The sequence below is a fragment of the Nocardia sp. CC201C genome, assembly GCF_030010695.1.
Lineage (GTDB): Bacteria > Actinomycetota > Actinomycetes > Mycobacteriales > Mycobacteriaceae > Nocardia > Nocardia otitidiscaviarum.
The window spans coordinates 1-2,558 of record NZ_JASCXP010000651.1 but is presented as its reverse complement, the minus strand read 5'-3'; the positions used below and the strand labels follow the sequence as shown (position 1 = coordinate 2,558).

Genomic DNA, 2,558 nt, shown 5'->3' with positions numbered 1-2,558 from the left:
GGGCGCCGACGGCCGCGCCGACACCGCAGCCGATCGGCACCAGCACGGCCGGGGCGAGTGCGCCCGCCGTACCGGCTCCGAGCAGTGCGCCCATCGAGCTGGTGGCGGCCATGCGGTCGGATTCCTCACGCGAGAAACCCATGCCGTCGTAGGCGGCGGCGATCTGCCATTCCGCCCAGTCCGCGTACGCCTGCGCCTTGTCGCGCGTCCGTACGTCCACCCATTCGGGCAGGTCGACGATGCCGGTGCCGAGCCGCAGCTGGTGCGGATTCTCCGGAATGTACGGCGTTTCCGGTGCGGGCCGCGCGGGCTCGGCCTCGGGTTCGGAGGGCTGTTCGCGCTGGCTCGGCGGCTGCACCAGGGTGTCGATATTCGGCTGCACCTGCTGCTGCGGCCGGGGCCGGGGCGGAGGTGGGGGTGGGTCCGGAATCCAGTCGGCCGGGCTGGGTGTGGGCGGTGTCGCGGGGGCCTGGGGCGGCTGGGTCAGTCCCGGTTGTCCCTCGCCGGGCACCGCGAGCCCGGGTTGTCCCGGTGCCGCCCCGGCCACGCCGTGTCCCGCGGCGAGGACCACGGGTAGGACGGAGAGAGCGGTCAATGTGCGTCTAGCGGTCATTCCGGATCCCCTTTTCGCGGCGGGTGTCGCGCCGACCGCACATCCCACACCAAACCCTCTGGACGCCCACTGCGGTCGGCCGTCACCACCCCGGGTGACATATCGGGTTCCCGCCGCAATTACCCCGCGATGAGTCCCCGTCACCTGCGATGATGTTTTGCCGGGATGATGGTACCCGAAACTGAGGTCCGGCAACTGAATACGGACGAGTCGGTATGAATTCCCTTGGATAGCCGACATCCTCCGAATCCGCCACAATAAGATCGGCGGGAGTGCGCGGCAGCCGTGCCCCGCAACACCTTTCATCAGCGCCCCGATCCGCGAAGGGGAGGCTCGTGCGCCTATCAGCAATCTGCCAGCGAACGGCGCTGCTCCTGCTGACACTGATCACCGCCGCCGCCTGCGGCCTCTCCGACACCCCATCGTCCGCACCCACCTCGGCGCCCCCCGACCCGAACCGGCCACCGGCCGACATTCACTGGGAGACCTGGCAGGGTGTGCGACTTCCCTTCGGCGGCAAGGACGGTCCCACCCGCGTCGCCGAGGCCGCCCTGGGCTACTCGCACACCCCACAGGGTGCGGCATTGGCCGCCATCCACCACACCGTCCGCATCTCCCTGGCCCCCGACGCCACCTGGTCGAAGATCGCCGCGCAGACCCTCGTACCCGGCCCCGGCAAGGACGAATGGGTGCTGGCCCGCGCCCGGATCTCGGTCACCCAACCCGCCTCCGTGGAACTGGCTCCCCGCATCGCCGCCTACCGGTTCACCACGTACGCCGAGGATCGCGCCCAGTTGCTCGTGTACAGCATCTACTCGGACAACAGCATTGCGGCAAACACTCAGACAGTCGTCTGGTCGCACGACGACTGGCGTTTGCTCCTGCCCGATCCGGCCCTGAAATCCGTGGTGGTGGAAGCGGTCCCGGATATCCCCGCTGATGCCGTGCGATTGCCGCAACCCGACTAGTCGGCTGTCCCATTTGCGCCGCCGCGACTCGGCTGGCATACATGCGCACCGGCAATGTCGCGTGCCCGGAATGCCGACCACGGCGCGCCGACTCCACTCCCGCCGGTTCGCATCGGGTGGTCCGTCCCGCACACCACCCGCATCTCCAGCCGATGCGCGCCGCGCCGGACACGGGCACCGCGCCCGAACGGCGGCGGCACCGCCCGGGCGCGGTCCGACCCGCGTTCTTCCGTGCCGAGTCAGACGCGCGCGGCCACGGCTGCGCGGACCTCTTCGGCCACCAGGTCGGCGTTGATCTGCGCACCGGCCATGGCGCCCGCGGCGGCGGCGCTGCCGACCTGGGCGGACAGGTCGGTGACATTGCCCGCGGCCCAGACACCCGGCACCTCGGTACGGCCGGTCGGGTCGGCGGGGATGTGCTCGCCCATACCGGAGGGGTGGGCGACCGCGGTCAGGCCCAGGCCCGCGAGGAATTCGGCGCGCGCCACCATGCGCGAGGCGACCGCCACCGTGGTGCGGGGGATGAGCGTGCCATCGGCCAGCCGCACACCGGTGAGCCGGTCCTGGGTGATCTCCAGTGCGGCCACCGCCCCCTCGACGACCTCGATTCCCCGCGCCGCCAGCTCCTCCCGCTGGTCCGCGCTCAACGGCAGATCGTTGGCGAGAAACGCCACATCGGCGCTCAACTGCCGGAACAGTAGTGCGCCGTGCACCGACATCGGCCCGGTGGCGATGACGCCGATGGGCTGATCGCGCACCTCCCAGCCGTAGCAGTAGGGGCAGTGCACCACCTCGCGCCCCCAGCGTTCGCGCAGTCCCGCGATATCGGGCAGTTCGTCGGCCAGCCCGGTGGTCACCAGCAGTCGCCGCGCTCGCACCGCCCCGCCGTCGCGCAGCGTCACCGCGAAACCGTCGTCCGTGCGCGCCACCGCCGTGACCTCACCGTCGACGATCTCGCCGCCGTAGCCGCGCACCTC

2 protein-coding genes and 1 pseudogene are annotated in these 2,558 nt (G+C 71.1%); 1 reads left to right on the top strand and 2 read right to left on the bottom strand.

Features of this window, described 5'->3' with window-relative positions; genetic code table 11:
- A pseudogene (locus QK444_RS35510) lies at positions 1 to 613 on the bottom strand (hypothetical protein); the annotation flags it as partial.
- 335 nt (positions 614 to 948) lie between these two features.
- Here QK444_RS35510 and QK444_RS35505 point away from each other — a divergent pair.
- The gene (locus tag QK444_RS35505; protein WP_282786400.1) at positions 949 to 1,581 is read left to right on the top strand and encodes a hypothetical protein; all 633 of its coding nucleotides are present in this window, start codon (positions 949 to 951) and stop codon (positions 1,579 to 1,581) included.
- 239 nt (positions 1,582 to 1,820) lie between these two features.
- On the opposite strand, the gene QK444_RS35500 is transcribed toward QK444_RS35505, so the two are convergent.
- Positions 1,821 to 2,558: NAD(P)/FAD-dependent oxidoreductase (locus QK444_RS35500; RefSeq protein ID WP_282786398.1), on the bottom strand; the 738-nt coding region annotated here is incomplete at its 5' end.